We start from the raw sequence: 24724 nt of genomic DNA on the forward strand, positions 1-24724 counted from the left end.
GTGTAATAGAGGGTAGTTATGTCTAAGCTTGGAGCTTTTTTTGTAATCTCACCAGAAAATTGGAGATGTCAATCTCATGGAGATGTAGCGGCAGCAAAGCGTAGAGCTGAAGAGTGGTATAAAAAAAATGGTACTTATGATGGTGCTGAAGAGGTCATCGAAGAGTTTGTTCGTCAATGGGCCCTTAATCAGCTGATAGTCGAGTATGGTTATCCTGAGGAATGGTTAAATGAAAAGCTAACAATAGAAGAACCTGTAAAAATGGGGGCTTCAGAAAAGCAAGCTGATATTGCTATAAAAAACCAAAATAGAAGACCTTTTATCTATGTCGAGACTAAAAAGAGAAATGTAACTCCAAGCGAATTTCAAGCTGCTGAGCGTCAATTAGAAACTTATTTAGCTTCAACTCATACTGCAACTATTGGTTTAGTTACGGACGGGAATGAAATTCGATGTGTTAGGAAAAAAATTGATCCTAATGATTTTGAGTACATAGCAGATATCCCTCCTTATGGTGGAGTTACGGCTGCGAAAGTTAAACTGGTTCGTGAAATTCCAGAGTCAGATCCTAGCCGTGTGACAGGCTTGCAGCCACTAACTGAGAAATATAAAAAACTCTTAGTAGAATGTCACAATGTAGTTCGAGATATTGATGGTCTTCATGATGATGAAGCTCTAGATGAGTTGGCGAAAGTAATTTACGTAAAGATTTATGATGAGAGAGCAACTATTGAAAAGGAAGAAGGAACGGAATTTGTATTCCAAACCTATGGTACTAGTAACCCATCAGAAGCAGCATCGATCATAAGGGAGCTTTATCAGGAGGCTCGCAAAAAAGAAATTGAAGTCTATAACCAAAGAATTCCGGGGTATGAACGCTCTAGAGGTGTATTTAAAACTCCTATTAAACTTAGTGATGTAGCTCTTTTTAAAATAGTCGAGAAGTTACAAACATTTTCTTTCATTGATAGTAAAGCCGATATAAAGGGAGCTGCATTTCAAAGTGTTTTAGGGTCTGCAATTAGAGCTGGTATGGGACAATATTTTACACCTGACCCTGTTGTAGATCTAGCTGTTGGGATAATGAGACCAAATTCTTCAGATGTAATTCTTGATCCATTCTGTGGTTCTGGGCACTTCTTGAGCCGGTGTCTTGATTATGTAGTCAAGAAACAAGGTGCACAGCTTGACTCTTATGGACTCCATCAGTTTAAATTTTTCCATCTACATGGGATTGAGAAATCAGACAGAATGGTACGCATCGCAATGACAGATATGATGCTACATGATGATGGTCATACTAACATTCGTAACTTAGATTCACTTCTTAGTTTTGAAAACTATCCAGATATTGTTGCTCTTGGAGACCAAGAAAAAAATACTCCAGAAGTTTTCTCTATGATCCTTACCAATCCACCATTTGGTTCAATTATGCGGCAAGAAGTAATGGGAATGGTTGGGCGATTTGAGTTAGGGAATAAGAAAAAATCATTACCTTTAGAGATCCTTGGGCTTGAGCGATGCTTCCAGTTTCTTAAACCAGGGGGTAAATTAGCAATAGTTTTACCTGATGGGCTCTTAAAAAATAAAAGCTCATTGTTTGTACGCGATTGGGTAAAGAATGTCGCAAGGATCAAAGCTGTAATTAGCTTACCCGAAGAAGCTTTTACTCCATATGGAGCAATGGTGAAAACATCACTTTGTATATTTGAAAAATATCGTGAAGAAGAAAGCTACTGCGACACAGACGAAGCATATCTTTGTGAAATTGAGAACATAGGGTTCGATGCTACTGGTCGTAAAAAAGAAGGTAGTGAGATTTATAATGTCATTGAAGATTTTCACAATACTGTAGGCTGGTAAATTATGAAAAGAAAAGTTGTTAATCAATCTAATCTGAATGCTGAGGGACGATGGGATATCGACTACCATCTCCCAGCTGAGGGGATTAAAAAATACCCATCTAATTTGCTTCATCCAGTGTCAAAAGCGGCAGTTATAGTGAAGGCAAAAAAAGATCCGACTAAAAAACCCGATGAAATGTTCCGATATATTGATATTTCCTGTGTGGAAACTAGCACTGGTACTGTAACTGAGCCCCAAGAGTTAACAGGTAGCGAAGCTCCATCAAGGGCTAGAAAGCTAGTGCAAGCATATGATTTGATTATTTCTACTTGTCGTCCGACTCGAGGTGCTATTGCAGTTGTTCCCGAACAGTACCATAATGAAATATGTTCAACAGGATTCAGTGTTATTAGACCGAAAAAAGGAGTCAACCCTTTCTATCTTCATTTTGCTTTAAGGCTATCTAGCTCACTTGAGCAATTTAGGAAATTTTCTACTGGGTCTAGTTATCCAGCAATTTTAGATAGTGATGTGTTAAAAACACAAATTCCACTACCAGATGAAGCAACTCAAAATAAAATTGCCGCATACATATTAAGCTCTTTGAAAGAAAGACGAAATGCGATCTATACAGCTAACTCGACATTTCACAATAACGTTGAATTAGTAATTGAATCCCTGATTGAAACGTCATCTTTTGACACTGCAATTGAGTTTTCTGAACACTCATGTGCCACCGGTGACATAATAAATCGAATAAATGAGTTAGCACCATCAACCCCAACTTAAAATCCTAGATCGCTGGGTCGGTCACACTAGACTGGCCCAATCCCCCCCCCTCAACCATTGCGCTACCTCGTAGTAAAAAAAATTTTCTTACCCAAAACGTTGTCGCCATCGCAGCTCCGGTCCTAGTCCGGTCTTGGGCTGAAAATTTAGGGTGAATCTGGCGACGTCAACGTCGAGGAATGCACGTCAAAATTCAATTTTTAGCTGCGATGTGTTTTAAGCTGAAATGTTGCTGTTAAATGGCATGAGCAGAGTTAGGATGATTTAATACAGAGCTAAGTATTTTCTGGCAGGAAGTGTCTGAAGTAATTTGCAGACCGGATATGGACAGGCCTAAACGCAAAAAACCTGACGAATTTCTTCATCAGGCTCTCTGAAATTTGGTGGTCCCTCCCAGACTTGAACTGGGGACCAAGCGATTATGAGCGAAGACCCAACCATATAAACCAACATATTTCCCTCCTTTATATAGGCAAGATTTCTCCATCAAATCTTTGCGAGTAAGACCTTGTCGCCTTTGACGATGTGTCGCCATTGCGTCAGCGTCGAACGGGGGGCTAAATCTTTATGGGAGTGGAAGACCGGACTAAAGTGTCAACCCGCTAGAACAATACTCTAACGGGCTGAATTGTTAGCTATATCACCTAAACGTTCACTCGTCTCTTAGAAAGGACACTCATCACCATCTTCCAGAAACATAAGAAACTCACTACCAATTTCATCGTCACTCATATCCAATAGCTCTTCAGTATTCAGGTCTTCAAGATCCCAATATTCATTCCATGCTTCTTGAGCCTCTTTCTATGTTTTATAGCTACAATACTTTGCCCCCTTGTAACCATCAACATAAGTTCTGGTCTCATCCCTGCTGCTAAAAATGCCTGTCTTACGTCCCTTAAATACAACATAAAATTTTTGCTTTGCCATGTTACTCACCTAAAGTTGAAAATTGCTTGTTACTACTCACGCAGACGCCAAAAAAACAGAGGCGTCACATCGTCAACCTACATCACCAGACTTACGAAAATGGTTTCCCTGCTACCTTGATGAAGCGTTTTTTACTTCGCCCTATAAGGAAGTAGATCCCCGCAGCATTAAAGCTCGCCTCTTGGGATTTAAGCTTAACTGTCAAAGATGCCGCCGTTTTAGGCATGCCGTATGAACTCTCCAGCATTTGTAACATCCTCAGTAACTCGCTTGGCTCCCCCTCCCACACGGTTTTGTCTTTGCAATTCATCGCGATGAATTTTTCAAAGGCGATAGTTAGCGAGTCATGCTCTACACCAGATGCTGAGAGCGATTTGACATTATCTTTATAGGCTTTCTGAAGCGAACCATTTGGTAACTCAGCAACTAACTCGAAAGCAGCTAACCAAACGGAAAAGTCCATGATACTAGCTGAGTAAACAGGTTTAACATTCGGTTCAGCTTGAAGAAGCAGAGCAGATAACTGAAGTAACGAACCAAAGATTATGGGTAAATCTCTTGCCCTGCACTCCTTGAGTTCTCGTTCAGAACGGCGATTTTTTTCATCCATTTTCGCTAACGACAAACGTAAGCAACGGTCGGCAAGGTCAGATTCCTTAACAAAGGAGTGGATACCATTGAGTACCAAAGGCGAGTGCAGACTAATGCTCGATAGATCACTATCAGCATAGAGTTTACGTGTGGCAAAACTTGATCCTGTCGCAACTGAGCACAGCAAATCACTCATGTTTCGATTGAGTGAGCGCATGTTGTCATACATCAACACGTAGCTACTGTTGCTGTGGATAGCCAAATCTTTGTTTGAGCGTGGGAATATCAGCGTTGAATTGGAGTTTGGATCCGTTAGCCCTCGAATAATGTTTCCCGATGTAAAACTTTTACCTGAACCTTTTTCTGCTTGTATGACGAGAATTGGATATGGCACACCGACTGCTTTGGGATGAGAGAGTACGTAGGTAATGTATGCAATCAGCATCATTAACTCGTTGATGGAAGCATTTACATATGGCTTTAATAGCTTGATACCCTCTCGCCAATCGCATTCTAGCAAAGGTAAAATCATAGGCTGCATTTGAGGTGAGCGAAGAAAATGAACATGATGAAATTCATCGCCATCTTCTATTATTTCAACTTTTCCATTCCGAAAAACCACCAGATGCCCTTGTTCATCGCCAAGATCAATCAAGACTGACTTTGACACAGAATCTAGCCCTACTCGTTGAGACAAGTAACCGTTGAAAGCAGGGGCTTCATAAGCCATCGCTTCTAGTTCTTCCTTAACTTCATCAATGACTTTGCTGCGAATTCTTTGGTCGAGTTTATTACGAACTTTTGCCCTAATGATATTCGCCATTTCTTGAGAATTTATGTGTGTACATTGAGTTATCGGCCCCAAGTGCTGTTTGTAATATGCGGATCCATCTTTGAACAAAAAATCTTCAGATGAAAATAACTCCACTACGGATTCGAGGCTGTTTTTACTGTCGTTCATCGTCTTTACCAACGTGTATTTGAGCGCTGTTAACGCCCGAAAAATATTGAAGACTGAACCAACAGGTGTGAGATACCACTAACGCTACTGCTTCAGCAGTGAAATTGGTGTAAAGAAAGACTTGTATATAAGGAATTGTATAAAAATAGGTTATTTAGGCGTGTATGTATTTATGCGCTTTAAGCTTTTGAGGTGCGTGTTATTTAAACAACTCCTCGAATGGGTCGTTATCACCCATGTCCATATCAAGATTAGTGCTCGTCAGTTCTGCGACTAAAGCATCAAGGTTGTCTTCTTCCAAGTGAAGGTTTGTGTCAACTGTTTCTACCACTGATTGATGTTCTTCACTGAGTAATCCATAGCGAATTGCATCATCAATACTTGCGACAATATGTTCGTCAGCAAGTTTATCTTGCAGTTCAATCCATTGCTCATCGGTAAGCGGCTCGAAATCTGTTAGGGACATACTTGAAGCCTTTTCAAATTCATACTGTTCTTTTTCTTTACTCGACCACAATTTTATGACTTCCTTTGTCGCAGCTTCAAATGCAAGCGCTTTACTCAGATGCCAAGAGTTCATGGAATTATAAGGCACAAGAGCGAGACGTTTATTGCCATTCTGAAATAGCAAAACAAACAACTCGTATGCACGGATGGAATGCGTCGTTTTCAATGCTTCTTCTAGTTCACTATTTTCTGATGCTACCAGATAGTATTCGCGCTCTAGTTTTAACGCATTGATATGAACATCAACTTTATGAGCCATAAATGGTACGTTATATTGTAGTGAGGTGAGCTCTTCTTGAATTGAACGCCCTTGAGCGTGAAAGCCAATCAGCTTGCTACCTAATGTCAGTGTTTGCATATTATTCTCCATTAGGTGGTGTCTTAATTGATTCGTATTCTATCTATTCCAACTCGTTTTTTAACACAAAAATTTCATCTTAAGCAATTGATTTAAAAAATAAAAACAAGCATCTCAAAGCATTCTCAGAGCCCTTTAAAAGAGCCTATAACGAGCAGTAAGACCTCCCTAGTACAAATACACAGGGATACGTTAAAACCGTTCGCCTACTTTTTAGCCAAAAGGGTGAGTTATCAACCACCCTTTACTTTGATATCCTATCTTTACCCCAAAAAAACAGCAGCCATTCACTGAACAGCTACTGTTTTTACTTATTTAGTCTTCCTCTCCTAGCACGTAACCCAACACGCCACCAACACTTGCACCTACAGCTAGACCTACCGGACCAAAGAACCGACCGATCATTATCCCCGTTGCCGCACCTTTCAGTGCTCCCTTGGTACTATGTTTTATCTCGTAGCGAGTTTCACCATTATCGTTATTCACTACTACTGCCGCTGTTAATACTCTCTTATCAATCTTGCTCATGTCATTCCCTCTATATAAGCAAACATTCATTTGCTCTTTTCTGTTGGCTTAACAAGAGAACCTAGTTCCTTACAACGTTGTTCATATTCAGGTGCTAGCAAGTGCAAGAAGACTGAATTCTCAGCAGGGCTGGTAAGCGCCATATCTCTCAAACAAGCCGCAAGAAACCCCACATCATTAGCGCTGCCACCTTTAAATACAGATTTCAGAACAGTACTCTTGAACAACTTGTTCTTTTGAGCATCCAGAACTACAAAAATATCGTCTAATGCAATCCACTCCTTGCTATGTAAACCTCCGCCTTCGTTACTAGCCAATCGGATATGTAGAGTATTTAGATCATCATGAACCGAAAGCTCATAAAACACCCTATTCTCAGTTTTTCGGCTGAGCTTTTTCGCCTTGCCATTTAAAACAACATTAGCAAAGTGGTTCACAGGAGTTTCTTCAGTCGCTAGCTCAGGACTCTCGCTAACGGTTGGCTGAACAACATCTTCTTTATTGTTTAATTTCCGTGGCATATATCACCTCATTCCAGTTAAAAACAAAAAGGCCCTTACCAGACGAACCAGTAAGAGCCATTACAATTCAATAATATGTATTTGTTTTAAGTATTGTTACTGAAAGGACTCCTGTCTTTTCCGGTCTACTTCCGGTCTTCCACTCCCATAAAGATTTAGCCCCCGTTCGACGCTGACGCAATGGCGACACATCGTCAAAGGCGACAAGGTCTTACTCGCAAAGATTTGATGGAGAAATCTTGCCTATATAAAGGAGGGAAATATGTTGGTTTATATGGTTGGGTCTTCGCTCATAATCGCTTGGTCCCCAGTTCAAGTCTGGGAGGGGCCACCAAACATAGAAAGGCAGAAAAGGTTAATCCTTCTCTGCCTTTTGTTTTATCAACAGTCTTTCAGATTCAGATCACAAAAGCCATTATTGTGATTTCATCAATTACTTTGATAATTATTCACCACAACAGAATATGTTACAGCCTAAAGACAATATTAAATAACCCTTCAAGTCTTGATAAATAACAATACTTTATTTTTATTTTTCAGCATAATCATCATCGTTACGTCACATAACAATGAGACGATTTTGACTCTTAACTCTAAGTGCAAATCATAAGAGTTCTGCTATAATGTTGCGCTCGTTAAACTCATATCCAATAAACTGTTTGATATTATTAATTAACGCAAGTATCAAGATCTAACCAACGATAAGTAACAATAAAAATTTGTACTGTCACTTTATCAAAGCGCCAACGTTTTTATAAAGTAATGTTTATCGAGTTTTTTATTACAACCATCGTAGTAACTATTCTCTCATTTAGGATGTAGTGACACAGCAATCAGATGAGAACATTGGTTCTATGATGATAATTTCCCCTTGGGTAAAAGTTCGTCTGGAGAGACCCTCAATGAAAAAGACCAAGATCGTATGTACGATTGGACCTAAAACTGAATCTGTAGAAATGCTTACTAAACTAGCTAACGCTGGTATGAACGTAATGCGTCTTAACTTCTCACACGGTGACTTCGAAGAGCACGGCCAACGTATTCGTAACCTACGCGAAGTAATGGCTAATACAGGCAAAGAGCTAGCAATCCTGTTAGATACTAAAGGCCCTGAAATCCGTACAATCAAACTAGAAGGCGGTCAAGACTTCTCTCTAGTAGCTGGTCAAGATTTTACATTTACAACTGACACTTCAGTTGTAGGTAACCAAAACTGCGTTGCAGTAACTTACCCAGGTTTTGCTAAAGACCTAACAAAAGGTAACACTATCCTAGTAGACGACGGTCTAATCGAAATGGAAGTGTTAGAAACAACTGATACTGAAGTTAAGTGTAAAGTACTTAACAACGGTGACTTAGGCGAAAACAAAGGTGTTAACCTACCTGGCGTTTCTGTAAAACTGCCTGCGCTTGCTGAAAAAGACAAAGCTGACCTTAAGTTCGGTTGTGAGCAAGGTGTTGATTTCGTTGCTGCATCTTTCATCCGTAAAGCTGAAGACGTACAAGAAATCCGTGCGCTTCTAACCGCTAACGGTGGCGAAAACATCCAAATCATTTCTAAGATCGAAAACCAAGAAGGTGTTGATAACTTCGACGCTATTCTTGATGCATCTGACGGTATCATGGTTGCTCGTGGTGACCTAGGTGTTGAGATCCCAGTAGAAGAAGTAATCTTCGCTCAGAAGATGATGATCGAGAAGTGTAACCGCGCACGTAAAGTGGTTATCACTGCAACTCAAATGCTTGATTCTATGATCAAGAACCCACGTCCAACTCGCGCAGAAGCGGGCGATGTTGCTAACGCAATCATGGATGGTACAGATGCAGTAATGCTTTCTGGTGAGTCAGCGAAGGGTAAATACCCAATTGAAGCTGTCACTATCATGGCGCAAATCTGTGCACGTACTGATTACGTTGTTAAGCCAGAGCTAGGTTCTCGTCTAGATAGCCCTCGTCTACGTATCACAGAAGCGGTATGTAAAGGAGCAGTAGATACAGCTGAGAAACTAAACGCTCCGCTAATTATCGTTGCTACTGAAGCTGGTAAGTCAGCTCGCTCTGTACGTAAGTACTTCCCAACAGCACGCATTCTTGCTGTAACAACAAATACTAAGACAGCAGCTCAGCTATGTCTTTCTAAAGGTGTTACACCTGTTGTTGTTGATTCAATTGAAAGCACTGATGCATTCTACCTACGCGGTAAAGAGCTAGCGCTTGAAACAGGTCTTGGTGCTAAAGGCGACATCGTTGTTATGGTTTCTGGTGCTCTAGTCGCTTCAGGTACTACAAACACAGCATCTGTACACGTACTTTAATTCGTACCTACAGATGTACAAAAAGGAGCTCTTGTGGCTCCTTTTTTATTTTATTCTCTTAACACCTTAAACATCCTCCCCCTTAAGGTGCCCCTTTTAATCTTAACAATAAATACGTGATAGCCCTTACTTTAGGGAATGCGACATCATTATGTTAGCCATCACTTATATGATACCCCTTCTATAAATGATCAAATAGCACCTAAAATGTTTAAGCAATAAACAAACCAATGTATACTTTAGTCTCAAATTGCTAATAAATTCATATATAACAAGACGATAAATTCTCAATAATAATAATAACGAGAATTTAAGAAGCTGAAGAGGATTGACGTGTCTAGCCCGACTTTAACGAATCAGGTTATGGAGATCATCCGACAAGATATCTTGCTCGGTAAACTGACTCCAGGCCAAAAGCTCGTTGTTGCTGATCTTAAAGAGCGATACAACGTAGGCGCATCTCCAATTAGAGAAGCCTTAGTACAATTATCATGGAAAAAGTACGTTAAATTTGCACCACAAAAAGGATGTTGGGTCGCCCCCGTTTCAATTGAAGAACTACAAGATCTTTTTAGTGCTAATAATGTTATCTCTCGAGAGCTACTAACACGTGCGATCACACAAGGTGATGAAGCTTGGGAACTCAATATCTTAACGACCTATCACAAACTCAGTCGCTTAGATCCAGCACTTGATGACACTGATTTATCAGAATGGGAGCAACGACATAGTGATTTTCATACCGCTATTTTAACCAGTACCAACTCTCCTGTAATGCTTGATATCTATAATGATATCTATGATCAAATAAAACGTTATCGTCATATTTGGGTGAGTAAAACACGACAAGCTGAAGATCGTTACAACGATCAAGGGGAACACGAAGCCTTAATGAAAGCAGTCCTTGATCGTGATATAGAGCTCGCACAGAAAATCATGCAGACCCATTTTGAAAGAGCGGTTGATGATATAAAAAACCACCTCTAACCTTTTCAATACTAAATAAAAAGCTCGTTAATACAATTAACGAGCTTTTTTGATTACCAGCCAAAGATCTCTTTATGGTGGGTGTTTAACAGTAATACAACTAACAAAAAGTAAATTGCACTCACTTTACAGCCTAAAATAACGAGAATAGCTGTGGTTAATCGGACCAAAAATTGCCGCAGCATCGCTTACCTCATATGGTATAAGCGCTTCCCTGCCTTCTGCTCCTTACTAAAGGTTAGTCGATATCTATGTATTAAAAAAACAAAAGCCGATTGCTTATTACGACAATCGGCTTTGTTAATAAGTGCGCTATACAATTACGCCTTTAATGCACGCTCTCCTCGAGCCATGCCTACTACGCCACTTCGAGCGACTTCAATAATTTCTGTCGCTTCACCTACTGCCGCTAGAAATGCATCAAGTTTTTCACCTGTACCGATTAATTGAATCGTATAAATTTGGCTTGTCACATCAATAATCTGTCCACGGAAAATATCTGCAGTACGTTTAACTTCTGCTCGCGCAAAACCACTTGCTTTGACTTTGGTAAGCATTAATTCACGCTCAACATGCTCTGATTCAGTAATGTTACTGACTTTTAAAATATCAATCAGCTTATGAAGGTGTTTTTCAATTTGCTCATAAGCCGATTCATTTTTCACATTGGTCGTGATGTTCAAACGAGACAACGTTGGATCGTCAGTCGGCGCAACAGTAAGTGACTCGATATTGTAACCACGTTGAGAAAATAGCCCCACCACACGAGATAATGCGCCCGGTTGGTTTTCAAGTAATACTGAAATAATTCTACGCATTATGTTCTCTCCGTCTTGCTTAACCACATCTCATTCATTGCACCACCACGGATAAGCATTGGGTAAACATGCTCTGTTTCATCAACACTGATATCAATAAAGACTAATTTATCTTTTAGTGCTAACGCTTTCTCTAGTTCACTTTCTAATTTATTAGGATCTGAAATTCGCACACCGACATGGCCATAAGCTTCAGCGATAGCCGCAAAATCAGGCACAGAGTCCATGTATGAATGAGAGTGGCGACCTTGATAGATCATATCTTGCCACTGTTTTACCATGCCTAGGAATCGGTTATTTAAGTTAATAATCTTAACTGGGATATCATATTGCAGCGCCGTAGATAGCTCTTGAATATTCATCTGAATACTGCCATCACCAGTTACACACACCACTTCTTCATCAGGCAAAGCAAACTTCACTCCCATCGCAGCAGGCAAACCAAAACCCATCGTGCCTAAACCACCAGAGTTAATCCAACGACGTGGCTTATCAAACGGGTAATAAAGCGCGGCAAACATTTGATGCTGACCAACATCAGAAGAGACATAAGCTTCGCCATTCGTTAAGCGGTGAAGCACTTCAATGACTTGCTGTGGTTTAATACGATCGCCATCAGTGTCATAACTTAAACATTCACGTTCACGCCACGATTCAATTGATTGCCACCATTGCACGATCTCTTGTTGATCATTTTTAACTTCATGCTCTTTCAATAATTTAAGCATGCTATTTAATACGGTATCCGCCGATCCCACGATAGGAATATCTGCTGATACGGTTTTAGATATTGATGAAGGATCAATATCTATGTGCATGATCGTTGCGTCAGGGCAGTACTTTTCTAAGTTGTTGGTCGTACGATCATCAAAACGCACCCCAATACCAAATATAAGATCTGCGTTATGCATTGCCATATTCGCTTCATAAGTGCCATGCATACCCAACATACCTAAACACTGTTTATGTGTACCAGGGAATGCCCCTAACCCCATCAGGGTATTTACAACAGGAATGTTTAATGACTCAGCAAGCTCAATCAATTGCTCGCTACACGATGACATGATGGCACCGCCACCGACATACAATACTGGCTTTTTCGCAGATAATAGCGCTTTAACACCACGTTTAATTTGTCCTTTATGACCTTGGGTCGTCGGATTATATGAACGTAAGGAAATCGATTCTGGATATTGATATGGATATGCTTCAGCAGGGTTTAACATATCTTTAGGGATATCAACCACAACAGGACCAGGACGGCCTGTAGATGCTATATAGAAGGCTTTTTTGATGATTTCAGGGATGTCTTCAGGTTTGGTTACAAGAAAGCTATGTTTAACGACTGGGCGTGAGATCCCAACCATGTCACATTCTTGGAATGCATCGTTACCAATTAAGCTACTCATTACCTGCCCTGATAACACGACCATAGGAATTGAATCCATATAAGCCGTTGCAATACCAGTAATAGCATTCGTTGCGCCAGGACCAGAGGTCACCAGTACAACACCTACATCACCCGTAGCACGCGCATAGCCGTCTGCCATATGAACTGCAGCTTGTTCATGACGAACAAGAACATGTTCAATATCGCTTTTCTCATGAAGGGCATCGTAGATATCAAGAACAGAGCCACCAGGGTAGCCGAATATATGCTTAACGCCTTGATCGATCATAGAACGTACGATCATATCAGCGCCGGACAACATCTCCATATTTTGTCTCCAGGTCGATGAAACATAGTTAGGGCTTATTTTTAGCCTAATAAACGCCATGAATAATTCATGCTATGTATACTGCGCAATGCCATAACAACACACAGTTACCTGCAACAACTTTAACGCTTTTGCAGCATTTGAATCTAGAGGAAAAGTCGACTTTGATTTTAAAATCTTAAAAATTGCTGTTTTATGACTTTTTACAGGTCAATAAAACCATCTAGGCACATTAATAACCACTGCATAGTTTTATTGCCAAATATGTTACTGGATAAAATAAAAAAGGAGCCATAACGGCTCCTTAATTTATTAAAAATAAAACATTACTTGTCTTTATGAGAGGCCTTTTTATGGCTTTCCTCATACATATGTTCAATTTCTTTGTGATAACGATCTTGAATCACTTTTCGACGAAGTTTTTGAGTCGGCGTTAACTCGCCTTTGTCCATCGAAAATGATTTAGGTAACAATGTAAATTTTTTCACTTGTTCAAAACGTGCTAAATCTTTTTGTAGCTCCACAACACGCTTTTCAATCAACTCGACAATTTGGCTATGTTTGATCAGCTCTAAACGGTCTTTGTATTTGATATTTAATTCGCGTGCATGTTCTTCAAGCGTTTCAAAACACGGAACAATCAAGGCTGATACAAACTTACGAGTATCAGCAATCACAGCTATCTGCTCAATAAAGTGATCTTTACCTATCGCACCTTCAATCACTTGCGGTGCAATATATTTACCACCAGACGTCTTCATTAACTCTTTAATACGATCTGTGATAAACAAGTTACCTTGATCATCAAGATAACCCGCATCACCGGTTTTCAAGAAGCCATCTTCAGTGAAATTTTTCGCGGTTTCTTCTGGCATATTGTAATAGCCACGCATAATCATTGGACCACGAACTAAAATTTCATTCTGCTCGCCAATTTTAACTTCAGCACCAGGCATTGGCATACCAATAGAATCAGGGTTATAACAGCTGTCATCCCAACAAGAAACCGTCGCTGTGGTTTCTGTCATGCCGTAACCTAACTTAACGTTAATTCCAATCGCATGAAAAAAGCGTCCAATGCCCGCATCTAATTTCGCACCACCACATGGCATAAATTTAATATTACCACCGAGTACTGCCTGTAGTTTAGATAGCACCACTTTCTCGGCTAACGCATAAGACTTCTTCAATAACCAAGATGGCTCACGACATTCTTGACGGGCAGCAGACATCTTAGCGCCCATGTTCACCGCCCAGGTAAATATCATTTTGCGGTGTAAGGGTGCGCGAGAGACTTTATCGTGAATACCTGAATAGATTTTTTCAAATACACGAGGAACCGCTGACATATAGTGCGGTTTCACCGTGATTAATGCTTCTTTTAATTTATTCGTATCTGATAGGTAGCAATTTACAACACCACGATGTAGTGCGTAAAACGTCCATGCGCGTTCAAAGACATGCGATAACGGTAAGAAGCATAATGACGTATCACCTTCATCTAATGCTAAACGTTGATCATGTGCTTCAATCTGAGAAGCAATATTTGCATAGTCTAACATGACCCCTTTCGGCGTACCGGTTGTACCCGAGGTATAAATCAGTGTGATCAGATCATCCATTTGTTTTTCAGCTAAACGAGTATCAAGTTCTAGCTGATACTCACCACTTGCTTGCTTAACAAACTCATTATAATGACACGCCAATGGATGTTCTGGGATCGTAACATCGTCAGACAATGCAACAATGCGTTCAAGCTGAGGACATTGCGCTGCAATTTCAACAGCCGCATCCATTTGAGCTTGCTCGCCAACAAAAAGTACTTTTACACTTGCGTCTTGAAGAATATAAGCCGCTTGCTGCGCTGTACTTGTTGGATAAATAGGAACGGTAATACAACGATTGTATAACGCGGCAAAATCAGCAACAGTCCAACGAGGCATATTGTTTGCGAATATGCCAACTTTATCTTGTACTTGTAAGCCTTGGCACAATAATGCTAAAGCCAGTTGCTGAATTTGCTCACCAAAACAATTCCAACTAATATCTTGCCACTCACCATCGACTTGATGACGTAATGCAGGCTTATCACCTAAGCGAGAAACTTGACTGCGAATGCGGTGAACAATATGAAAATCGTGTTGTGCCATAAGTACTCTATTTTTTTAGCTTACACTTGTAAGCTTATTCGAGATATGCAGTCTACAATTCAGCCTATAAAAAGCCAACCATAATGCACATAAAATTATATTTCCCAACGCTTACCCGCTACTCTACGCCTTGTGAATAAAGGCTATCAAACGACTTTTTAATCAAAAAGCAAAAGTGTAAGAATCTATAAATAACATGGTTGAAGAACGAAAAAATCAACCTTATTTCACGTTGCGGCATTATTCATATTGCGAAACAGCAGACAACTCTTACCACTATAATATCGATAGCTTTTAACCAAAAAAGGTCAGCAATTGTGCTGACCTTCACGTTTATATCATGGGGTTTATTACGTTAAATCGCCACAAATTGTCATTAGCTGATCTCGCATCCAGATATTGCCTTTATCCTTTTGTGTAGATTCATGCCAACTTAGGTAACCGCTAATTTTGTTATTCGCAAAGGGAAGCTCTAACACTTTTAAGTGTAGGTTATCAGCCACAGATTCTGCTAACCAACGAGGCGCTACCGCTATTAATTCAGATTGACCGACCACATACATGATATTGCTTAAACTCGCACCTTGATAAGCTTCATTGTAACTGTGCGCTTGATTGTAAATATGATCGGCAAAACCTTTAATTTCAGGGTTCGTTTTTAATACGGCGTGCATTTCATGATTAAATTCAGCTTCAGAAATACTGTCATGTAAACGGGGGTGATTTCCAGATGCGATAACAACAAGTTCATCACTGAATAATTCTGTGCTACAAAAACCTTGTTCATCAAAGCGTACATAATCAATCACAAAATCAATTTCTTGATAACGCAATTTCTGTGCTAATCCGGCTTCAAATTCTGCTTCAAGTTGAAGACGTAAATGAGGAGCTTGGGAGTGCATTTCTTTTAAAATCTGAGGTGCAAAACGTATGTCTGAGGGGCTGCAAATTGCCAACTTAAAAGTACGGCTAGATGTCATTGGATTAAAGATAGAACATGGCAACTCATTCTTCACTAATTGCAGTGCTTGGCGAAGTGGACCAAACAATTGTTTTGCGCGTTGCGTGGGTTGAATACCGCGACCATGACGAATAAATAGCTCATCATTAAACATTACTTTAAGGCGCGCAACTGCATTACTTACCGCAGGTTGTGACATACCTAGATTATGTGCAGCGCGAGTAATGTTCTGCTCTTGCATTACGGCGTCAAAAACAGTTAATAAATTAAGATCAACACTACGTAATGTTGATTCCATTGAGTAACTTTCTGTTGGGAAAACTGACGCTGTTTTACGTGTCATATTATGCCTCTAAATTTATGAGTTCATCGGCACGTCCTATGCCTTCAGTAACTTAGAAGCTTAATTATTGCTTCTAATCTAAACCCGCTTGATTTGGGATGAGACCAGTATTATCCAAACAAATTGATGAGACTAATAATAGAATATAAGTGATTATGAAGATTGTATGAATTAATCCACATTCAGAAATATAAACATTAAAAAATCATAATCTTAAATCAAACATAAAATAAATAAAAAAAGATATGAATAAAATTTTAGACCTTTTTTTAAGGTGAAAAGCGATAACAAATTCAAGAATAATCAGTAATTTTTCTATTAATTCATTTCACCAATGATTTAATAAGCGAAGGTGTTGTCGTAATATATTGGCTTTCAGGGTAATGCTCAGACATTGCTTCAGCAACTGATTCTGGAAACTCGACTTGCTGCCATAACTCTTCTTTTAGCGTATCAAGATCATGCCACTCCTTATTAAGTAACCACTTACTAACTTCACTTGCGACATCTGGGATTTTAACCCGCCCAACACTCTCGCTATCAAGCCAAACTCGCATCGTCGTCACATCTAATGATGGAGTAACATGCGCTAATCCCATCATCGCTAACGTGGCAACATTACTACTTTGTTCAAATTGCCCTTGGAGTGGTTTTAACAATAATTTTTTCCCTAGAGAAATGGCCTCTGAAGGCAGTTCAAAACCACCGTTTGCCACAACACCTTTACAGCAATGTAAATGGTGATGAAAACCCTCTCGACTTAATGGTTTCAACTGCACGTTTTGCCATTGTGATTTACTCTCAATATCGGGGTGATAACAAACAAAATTCACTTGCTGGAAATGAGAGAGTAAATCGGTAATTTGAGAAAGTGACTCAAAGGGTAAATACACCAAAATAAATGGTTTTTGCTGACAACTTGGTGTATCAAAACAAGGAATAATTGGCGGTAATATTGGGCAGTTAAAATGGTGCCAATGCAGACCAATTTGATATTGAGTCGGAGCAAAATAACGTGTAAGTAATCGATCAAATACGCTTTCATTCGCTTTTGGCACATCATGCAGGAAAGCAGCTTGATGACTTAACGAGAGACTGGGCACTTTCTGCTGTTTTGCAGCCCATGCCGTAATGGGCTCAAAATCATTCAACACAAAATCATAACGAGATAAATCTAACGTTTTCACCTCTTGTCGAAATTGCCGTAAATTAAGCTGATGCCATGTTTTTAACCGTTGGATACAGCCTTGTTCGGTAACGAAAGTCAACCCTTTTCCCAATTGATAATCACCAAAGCAGGCCATATCAAAAAACTTATCTCTTTCTCGCCCTGAAAAATAATAATCAACCTCACAATCTAATCCATCAAAAGCACGTGCCATTTCACGAGCTCGAGAAATATGGCCATTACCCGTACCTTGGATCCCATAAAGTATTTTCATTGTATGTTCCTTACAAGATATAACCGGCTAATTCGAAACAAGCAAAACCTAATAATGCGCCAGCAATGATATCGCTAAGATAATGTACCCCCAGCAATACACGGGAGAAGCCAATGCAGCTTGCCCATAGCCACACCATTTCACTATACGAAGGATAAAAGCTTGAAATTAAGGCGGCCATCATAAAAGCCGCCGCAGTATGACCTGATGGCAAGCTATAGCGATCTGAGGGTTTAATAAAGGAGGGTAAACTAACCGGACGACTGCGTTTAAAGCTGTTTTTGAGCAACCAATACAATGGGAGTTCAATCAAAAACATCAACAAACCATAAAAAATGAAAGCCCCCCCCTGTTGTTGATCACCCCACCATATGAGCAAGCCAATCATGGCATATAAGTGACCATCACCGGTTCGTGAAACAATACGGCTAATTTTAGCCAATGGAATATTAAATCGATGACAGAGACATAGCGTTGAAAACGCATAATCAAAACGCTGAATAGGGGTAAGTAATGTCATCATTGTTCTCCTTTTTATAACTATCACTAGGATAAAAAGGACTTGTGACAACAAGGTGAAACTTCAAAGGAGAGTCAGTGACAATCTAGAAGAAAAGAGAATTACGTAAATTGTTAATAATTTGACAACTATTTATCATTAAATGTTATTGCCCTATCATCTCTGTTTTTTTCCCTTATTTATGGAAAAACATATCGCAATAATTAAAAATCAATTAGTTACCGCCATAATTGTAAAATAAACGTAATTATTGGTTGACCTTTGACCTGTCTATTTGGTATTCATTTGTTAATCAACTTTATATAAGTGTGTATAAAATGAAAAAACGTTTCTCTTTACTCCTTAGCCTCCTCCTTATCGTGACTTAAATCGCGCGGGTTGCTTTTGAGTGGGAAACGCCACTAAAGATTTTAAAACCCGCGCAACTTGCGCGGGTTTTTTCATATATCGACTAGCGCAAGTGAATGCGAACTAACCTGTAACGGTAATAGATTAAAAGGAAGTAGCAATGAAAGATCAGGTCATTATTTTCGATACTACGCTACGTGACGGTGAACAAGCGTTATCGGCAAGCCTTACCGTAAAAGAAAAACTACAGATCGCATACGCATTAGAGCGTTTAGGCGTTGATGTGATTGAAGCAGGCTTTCCTGTTTCATCCCCTGGCGATTTTGAGTCAGTACAAACTATCGCGAAACACATCAAAAACAGTCGTATTTGTGCTTTATCACGAGCAGTAGCAAAAGATATTGATGTAGCGGCAGAGTCATTGAAAGTCGCAGAAGCTTTCCGCATTCACACCTTTATCTCAACCTCAACCGTTCACGTACAAGACAAGCTACGTCGTAGCTATGATGATGTCATTGATATGGGTGTCGCAGCTGTAAAGCGCGCGCGTAATTATACTGATGATGTTGAGTTTTCATGTGAAGATGCGGGCCGTACACCAATTGATAATCTGTGCCGCATGGTAGAAGCCGCTATCGATGCGGGCGCTAACACCATTAACATCCCTGATACCGTGGGCTACACCCTGCCAAGCGAATTTGGCGGCATTATCACTCAACTATTTAACCGCGTTCCAAATATCGATAAGGCAGTGATTTCTGTTCACTGTCACGATGATTTAGGCATGTCTGTTGCCAACTCAATGGCGGCCGTTCAAGCGGGTGCTCGTCAGGTAGAAGGAACCATTAATGGTCTAGGTGAGCGTGCAGGTAACTGCTCACTAGAAGAAATTGCGATGATCATCAAAACGCGTCAGGAGTTACTGGGCGTTACAACCAATATCAAACACGATGAAATTCACCGTACCAGTAAAATGGTTAGTCAGTTGTGTAATATGCCAATTCAAGCCAATAAAGCGATTGTTGGTGCTAATGCCTTTAGTCACTCATCGGGTATCCACCAAGATGGGATGCTAAAAAATAAAAACACCTATGAAATCATGACGCCTGAATCGATTGGCCTTAAAAACCAAGCACTAAACCTAACCAGTCGCTCTGGTCGTGCGGCAGTTAAAAGTCACATGGATGCATTGGGCTACACCGAGAAAGAGTATAGCCTAGATAAACTGTATGCTGATTTCTTAAAACTGGCTGATCGAAAAGGCCAAGTGTTTGATTATGACTTAGAAGCACTGATGCATTTTTCTAACCTTCGTGATGAAGATGACTACTTCAAGCTGAACTACCTAAGTGTTCAGTCGGGTAGTGTGATGGCCACCACCAGTATCAAACTATTGTGTGGTGACGAAGAAAAATGTGAAGCGGCGGTCGGTAATGGTCCTGTCGATGCGTTATACCAGTGTATTTACCGCCTAACAGGTTATGACATTGTACTGGATAAATTTGATTTAACCGCAAAAGGCGAAGGCGAAGACGGCTTAGGACAAGCTGATATCATCGCTAATTATAAAGGCAGAAAATACCACGGAACGGGCTTAGCAACCGATATTGTAGAAGCGTCTGGTCAAGCGTTACTGCACGTTATCAATAGCATTCACCGTGCAGATCAAATTGAAGAAATAAAGCAGCGCTCAGCAACTCACTAGTTGATAACGCTTACAGCGACTCACGAATTTATACTTTTAAACAATTATGGAGAGCAAGATACCATGGCTGGTTCTTACAATATTGCAGTTTTACCCGGTGACGGGATTGGTCTAGAAGTGATGCAACAGGCACATAAAGTGCTAAATGCAATCGAGGCTAAATTTAATCTAACCTTTAATCGTACAGAATATGATGTAGGTGGTATTGCTATCGATAATCATGGCTGCCCACTACCTGATGCTACTCTAAAAGGCTGTGAACAATCCGATGCCGTATTATTTGGCTCTGTTGGTGGCCCTAAGTGGGAGCATTTAGCACCTAACGATCAACCTGAACGTGGTGCTCTTCTACCACTTCGTAAACACTTCCAATTATTTTGTAATCTACGTCCAGCTCAAATTCACCGTGGCTTAGAGAAGTTCTCTCCGCTACGCGCTGATATTTCAGAGCGTGGTTTTGATATTGCTGTTGTGCGTGAGCTCACTGGCGGTATTTACTTTGGTCAGCCAAAGGGCCGCGAAGGTGAAGGCGCACAAGAAAAAGCGTTCGATACTGAAGTCTACTACCGCTATGAAATTGAACGTATTGCAAAAATTGCGTTTGAATCAGCTCGCTTACGCAGCAAAAAAGTCTGCTCTATTGATAAAGCTAACGTCCTACAGAGCTCTATTTTATGGCGTGAAGTCGTAGAAGAAATCGCAAAAGATTACCCTGATGTGACGTTAACTCATATGTACATTGATAACGCGACCATGCAGCTGATCAAAGATCCTTCTCAATTTGATGTCATGCTATGTTCAAATATCTTCGGCGATATCATCTCGGATGAATGTGCAATGATCACAGGCTCTATGGGTATGTTGCCTTCAGCTAGCCTTAACCAAGATAAGTTTGGTATGTACGAGCCTGCCGGCGGTTCAGCACCGGATATTGCAGGTAAAAACATTGCAAATCCAGTCGCGCAGATCCTATCAGCAGCACTGATGCTTCGTTACAGCCTAGGTGAAGAAACAGCAGCGCGTGCTATCGAACAAGCGGTATCACAAGCGCTGGAAGCTGGGGAGTTAACTGCCGATCTTGCGAGTGATAAACCAGCACTCACCACCAGTGAAATGGGCGATAAGATCGCAGCCTACATTCAACAAGCATAAGGGAGCATTGAGCAATGTCGAACACTAATAATAACGCTTCAGCTTCACCTAAAACGCTTTATGAAAAAGTTTACGATTCCCATGTTGCCGTTGCAGCAGAAGGGGAAAACCCGATCTTATATATCGACCGTCACCTTGTACATGAAGTGACATCCCCGCAAGCTTTTGATGGCTTGCGTGAGAAGGGTCGTAAAGTGCGTCAAGTATCAAAAACATTCGCCACGATGGATCACAACGTTTCTACCCAAACTAAAGATATCAATGCATCGGGGGAAATGGCACGTATTCAAATGGAAACACTGGCAAAAAACTGTGAAGAGTTTGGTGTCACCCTGTATGATTTAAACCACAAATATCAAGGCATTGTACACGTCATGGGGCCTGAGCTGGGTATTACTCTGCCGGGTATGACCATTGTTTGTGGTGACTCACACACCGCGACTCACGGTGCCTTTGGCGCACTGGCTTTCGGTATTGGTACCTCGGAAGTAGAACATGTCTTAGCCACCCAAACCTTAAAACAATCTCGTGCGAAAACCATGAAGATTGAAGTTAAAGGTAAAGTAGCTGAAGGCATTACAGCAAAAGACATCGTCCTTGCCATCATTGGTAAAACAACCGCAGCTGGCGGTACTGGCTATGTGGTTGAGTTCTGTGGCGAAGCAATCACAGACCTTACAATGGAAGGTCGTATGACCGTTTGTAATATGGCGATTGAACTAGGCGCTAAAGCAGGTTTAATTGCACCGGATCAAACGACCTTTGATTATATTAAAGATCGTGAATTTGCCCCGAAAGGCGCAGACTTTGATGCCGCAGTAGAATACTGGACATCATTGAAATCCGATCCGAACGCCGAGTTTGATGCCGTTGTAACGCTCGATGCTAAAGACATAAAGCCGCAAGTGACATGGGGAACAAACCCAGGTCAAGTGATTGCCGTTGATGAGCCAATCCCTGCCCCTGAAAGCTTTAACGATCCCGTTGAAAAAGCCTCTGCAGAAAAAGCATTAGCTTACATGGGACTAGAAGCTGGCAAAGCCCTGTCTGATTTTGCCGTTGATAAAGTCTTTATTGGTTCATGCACTAACTCACGTATTGAAGATATGCGCGCAGCAGCAGCCATTGCCAAAGGGCGTAAAGTTGCCGCTAACGTACAAGCTTTAGTCGTTCCAGGCTCAGAGCAAGTGAAAGCACAAGCTGAAAAAGAAGGGCTTGATAAAATCTTCATTGAAGCAGGCTTCGAATGGCGACTACCCGGTTGTTCAATGTGTCTGGCAATGAATAACGATCGCTTAGGTCCCGGTGAGCGTTGTGCGTCAACCAGTAACCGTAACTTTGAAGGCCGTCAAGGTCGTGATGGGCGTACTCATCTAGTTAGCCCAGCCATGGCAGCAGCAGCGGCATGTGCCGGACATTTTGTTGATATTCGCCAACTAGATGCCGCATCGGTGTAACAAAAGGATTTGAACATGACAGGTTTTAAACAACACACAGGTTTAGTTGTACCGCTAGATACGGCAAATATTGATACCGATGCGATTATTCCAAAACAGTTTTTGCAGAAAGTAACCCGAACTGGATTTGGTAAGCACCTTTTCCATGATTGGCGTTTTCTAGATGATGCAGGCGAGCAGGCAAACCCTGACTTTATTATGAACGCCCCTCGCTACCAAGGCGCGAGTATTTTACTGGCGCGTGAAAACTTTGGTTGTGGCTCTTCTCGTGAACATGCACCGTGGGCGCTTGCTGATTACGGTATCCAAGTTATGATTGCGCCAAGCTTTGCCGATATTTTCTATGGTAATTCGATCAATAACCAAATGGTGCCCGTACGTCTCTCTGAGCAAGACGTTGACACTTTATTTAAGTATGTCGATGAAAATGAAGGCGCACAGATCACGGTTGATCTTGAAAAAATGATCGTCAGTGCGGATGGTAAAGAGTACACCTTTGAAATTGATGAATTCCGTCGTCACTGCCTATTAAATGGCTTAGACAATATCGGTTTGACACTGCAACACGAAGATAAAATTACAGACTTTGAAAACCGTATTCCTCGCTTCTTAGCGTAATCGTACATCATCTGAAATCGGACGCCCTGTTTAATATAAACAGGGCGTTTTTATTTAAAATATCAAAAAGATAATGAAATTAGCCAATACTTATTACGGTCTTAATCAATATTGTTACTTATTATATTAATAGGAAAAATATGCGTATTGTTATTGCCACTTGGCTGCTGTTATTCACTCTGCCGATCTTTGCTGCGCCAAAATCCGAACTCTGGTCATATTGGCAACCTCATGATCCTAAAAACACAAACAAGATCAGTCATCAAGATTGGCAGCAACTACTCGATAAATATCTTGTCATTCAACCGGATCAAACCTTATTTCGTTATAACCAAGTATCAAGTGCAGATAAACAAAAGCTAGCAACTTATATTAAGCGACTCAGTGCCCAAAATCCTCACCGTTATAATCGTAATGTTCAATTTGCCTATTGGGTTAATTTATATAACGCCCTAACCGTTCAATTAATTATTGATAATTACCCTGTAAAATCAATCACTAAACTTGGAGGTTTATTTAGCTTTGGGCCATGGGATCAAACCATTATTACCATTAATAATAAAAAGCTAACTTTAAACGATATTGAACATCGGATCTTACGCCCTATCTGGCAAGATCCTAGGATCCACTACGCAGTCAACTGTGCCAGCCTCGGTTGCCCTGATTTACTGCCTAAAGCGTTTAATAGCGATCGATTAGACTCCCAGTTAGATCAAGCTGCAACACGTTTTATTAATAGTGAAAAAGCAATAAAAATAACAAAAAATGGCATCACACTGTCATCTATCTATGATTGGTATCAAGCTGATTTTGGATCGTTAATTGAGTTACAACAACACCTTAATCATTATCGTATTACGCCTAACCTACAATTCACTCAGATCCATTACATCTATAATTGGCAACTTAATCAGAAGCTATAACTTCGATACAGTTGCAGGTACAATAGTCTGTTCTCATTGGGGAGCCATTTGGCTGAGATTGTTAGGCATACGTGCTTTATAGCAGGACCCATTGAACCTGAACCAGGTAATGCTGGCGTAGGAATTGAGATGCTCGAACATGCTTTCGAGCTCGCTGACCATTGCATGATGCAACAGCACTCAAACCTGTGCCGCTCTCTCTTTCAATTTTTGTCCCAAGGATGCAGGACATCTCGGAGC

The 24724-nt window shown here is 40.6% G+C and carries 20 protein-coding genes and 1 riboswitch; of the genes, 9 read left to right on the forward strand and 11 right to left on the reverse strand.

Going from position 1 to position 24724, the window contains the following annotated elements; genetic code table 11:
* Positions 1–18: 18 nt before the first annotated feature.
* The gene (locus C9J46_RS12405) at positions 19–1863 is read left to right on the forward strand and encodes an N-6 DNA methylase (protein ID WP_107290967.1); all 1845 of its coding nucleotides are present in this window, start codon (positions 19–21) and stop codon (positions 1861–1863) included.
* Between the two features lie 3 nt (positions 1864–1866).
* The gene (locus tag C9J46_RS12410; protein WP_107290968.1) at positions 1867–2634 is read left to right on the forward strand and encodes a restriction endonuclease subunit S; all 768 of its coding nucleotides are present in this window, start codon (positions 1867–1869) and stop codon (positions 2632–2634) included.
* An 801-nt stretch (positions 2635–3435) separates the two neighbouring features.
* Here C9J46_RS12410 and C9J46_RS21950 read toward each other — a convergent pair.
* The 5 genes from C9J46_RS21950 to C9J46_RS12435 all read right to left on the reverse strand — a co-directional run bounded on the left by C9J46_RS21950 (position 3436) and on the right by C9J46_RS12435 (position 7027).
* Positions 3436–3561 carry a viroplasmin family protein gene (locus tag C9J46_RS21950; RefSeq protein ID WP_107290969.1) on the reverse strand — a complete coding sequence of 42 codons (126 nt, stop codon included), beginning with the start codon at positions 3559–3561 and terminating at the stop codon, positions 3436–3438.
* 91 nt (positions 3562–3652) lie between these two features.
* The gene (locus tag C9J46_RS12420; RefSeq protein WP_107290970.1) at positions 3653–5113 is read right to left on the reverse strand and encodes an ATP-binding protein; all 1461 of its coding nucleotides are present in this window, start codon (positions 5111–5113) and stop codon (positions 3653–3655) included.
* A 199-nt stretch (positions 5114–5312) separates the two neighbouring features.
* On the reverse strand, positions 5313–5978 hold the full coding sequence (locus C9J46_RS12425) for a hypothetical protein (RefSeq protein ID WP_107290971.1): 666 nt from the start codon (positions 5976–5978) through the stop codon (positions 5313–5315).
* Positions 5979–6293: 315 nt separating this feature from the next.
* Positions 6294–6506, reverse strand: coding sequence for a YMGG-like glycine zipper-containing protein (locus C9J46_RS12430; RefSeq protein ID WP_107290985.1), 213 nt, complete (start codon positions 6504–6506; stop codon positions 6294–6296).
* 26 nt (positions 6507–6532) lie between these two features.
* Positions 6533–7027 (reverse strand): hypothetical protein, encoded by a 495-nt coding sequence (locus C9J46_RS12435; protein WP_107290972.1) that lies wholly within the window; start codon positions 7025–7027, stop codon positions 6533–6535.
* 902 nt (positions 7028–7929) lie between these two features.
* Here C9J46_RS12435 and pykF point away from each other — a divergent pair.
* A complete protein-coding gene (gene pykF, locus C9J46_RS12440; protein ID WP_005369842.1) occupies positions 7930–9342 on the forward strand; it encodes a pyruvate kinase PykF in 1413 nt (470 codons plus the stop codon).
* A gap of 363 nt (positions 9343–9705) precedes the next feature.
* A complete protein-coding gene (locus tag C9J46_RS12445; RefSeq protein ID WP_107247482.1) occupies positions 9706–10329 on the forward strand; it encodes an FCD domain-containing protein in 624 nt (207 codons plus the stop codon).
* A gap of 320 nt (positions 10330–10649) precedes the next feature.
* Here the strand turns inward: C9J46_RS12445 and ilvN are convergent, their stop codons facing one another.
* From ilvN to C9J46_RS12475, 6 genes are all read right to left on the reverse strand, one after another.
* Complete coding sequence (gene ilvN, locus C9J46_RS12450) at positions 10650–11147, reverse strand: acetolactate synthase small subunit (RefSeq protein ID WP_005369845.1); 498 nt, start codon at positions 11145–11147, stop codon at positions 10650–10652.
* Positions 11147–12865: an acetolactate synthase 3 large subunit gene (locus C9J46_RS12455; protein ID WP_107207648.1), complete on the reverse strand. Its 1719-nt coding sequence runs from the start codon at positions 12863–12865 to the stop codon at positions 11147–11149. The genes ilvN and C9J46_RS12455 overlap by 1 nt, the downstream gene beginning before the upstream one ends.
* A 326-nt stretch (positions 12866–13191) precedes the next feature.
* Complete coding sequence (locus C9J46_RS12460; protein ID WP_107207647.1) at positions 13192–15015, reverse strand: long-chain fatty acid--CoA ligase; 1824 nt, start codon at positions 15013–15015, stop codon at positions 13192–13194.
* A gap of 350 nt (positions 15016–15365) precedes the next feature.
* Positions 15366–16319: a transcriptional regulator LeuO gene (gene leuO / locus C9J46_RS12465; protein ID WP_107207646.1), complete on the reverse strand. Its 954-nt coding sequence runs from the start codon at positions 16317–16319 to the stop codon at positions 15366–15368.
* A gap of 323 nt (positions 16320–16642) precedes the next feature.
* Positions 16643–17761 (reverse strand): MJ1255/VC2487 family glycosyltransferase, encoded by a 1119-nt coding sequence (locus C9J46_RS12470; RefSeq protein ID WP_107207645.1) that lies wholly within the window; start codon positions 17759–17761, stop codon positions 16643–16645.
* Positions 17762–17771: 10 nt separating this feature from the next.
* A complete protein-coding gene (locus C9J46_RS12475) occupies positions 17772–18281 on the reverse strand; it encodes a phosphatase PAP2 family protein (protein WP_107207644.1) in 510 nt (169 codons plus the stop codon).
* Between the two features lie 508 nt (positions 18282–18789).
* On the opposite strand from C9J46_RS12475, the gene leuA reads away from it, so the two are divergent.
* The 5 genes from leuA (at position 18790) to C9J46_RS12500 (ending at position 24484) form a co-directional block, all read left to right on the forward strand.
* Positions 18790–20334: a 2-isopropylmalate synthase gene (leuA, locus tag C9J46_RS12480; RefSeq protein WP_005369859.1), complete on the forward strand. Its 1545-nt coding sequence runs from the start codon at positions 18790–18792 to the stop codon at positions 20332–20334.
* 63 nt (positions 20335–20397) lie between these two features.
* Positions 20398–21486 (forward strand): 3-isopropylmalate dehydrogenase, encoded by a 1089-nt coding sequence (gene leuB, locus C9J46_RS12485; RefSeq protein ID WP_107290973.1) that lies wholly within the window; start codon positions 20398–20400, stop codon positions 21484–21486.
* A 14-nt stretch (positions 21487–21500) separates the two neighbouring features.
* Positions 21501–22943 carry a 3-isopropylmalate dehydratase large subunit gene (gene leuC, locus C9J46_RS12490; RefSeq protein ID WP_107207642.1) on the forward strand — a complete coding sequence of 481 codons (1443 nt, stop codon included), beginning with the start codon at positions 21501–21503 and terminating at the stop codon, positions 22941–22943.
* A gap of 15 nt (positions 22944–22958) precedes the next feature.
* The gene (gene leuD / locus C9J46_RS12495) at positions 22959–23561 is read left to right on the forward strand and encodes a 3-isopropylmalate dehydratase small subunit (RefSeq protein WP_107207641.1); all 603 of its coding nucleotides are present in this window, start codon (positions 22959–22961) and stop codon (positions 23559–23561) included.
* Positions 23562–23701: 140 nt separating this feature from the next.
* Positions 23702–24484, forward strand: a complete 783-nt coding sequence (locus C9J46_RS12500; protein WP_107290974.1) for a DUF547 domain-containing protein — start codon at positions 23702–23704, stop codon at positions 24482–24484.
* Positions 24485–24511: 27 nt separating this feature from the next.
* Positions 24512–24625, forward strand: a riboswitch (TPP riboswitch).
* Positions 24626–24724: the final 99 nt, after the last annotated feature.

This window comes from Photobacterium sp. GB-36 (assembly GCF_003026135.1).
Lineage (GTDB): Bacteria > Pseudomonadota > Gammaproteobacteria > Enterobacterales > Vibrionaceae > Photobacterium.